This is a genomic window from Providencia sp. UF-183, assembly GCF_058246155.1.
Map to the genome: position 1 here is coordinate 1 of NZ_JBSICD010000084.1, position 319 is coordinate 319.

Annotated in this window: 1 protein-coding gene; it reads left to right on the plus strand. The window is 32.6% G+C overall.

The window, feature by feature from the left end:
* Positions 1-203 precede the first annotated feature (203 nt).
* Positions 204-319 (plus strand): PAAR domain-containing protein (locus AC4IFT_RS22455; protein WP_490751057.1); only part of this gene is annotated, 116 nt, incomplete at its 3' end.

Genomic DNA, 319 nt, shown 5'->3' on the forward strand with positions numbered 1-319 from the left:
AAAATTGAGTTACTTAATTCCATTACTGCCTTAAATAAGCCGTTACCATAATACTCTATTTATTTTAGATATTAATATTATATAAAAAAAATCGCCAGCCACTCTTATTTATTGTAATTAGCCAAAATTATTAAAATTAACTTGTCAATCCTTTACTGCTCATTAACAATACAATCAAACTTAAGCTAAATAAAGGGATGTTCATGGCAATTGGTTACTTTTTACGCGTTGGTGATAAAACAACCTGTGGCGGTCAAATTTTAACGGGTGATAACACAATGCAATGGAATGGTGTTGCGGGTGCACGTGAAGGCGACCT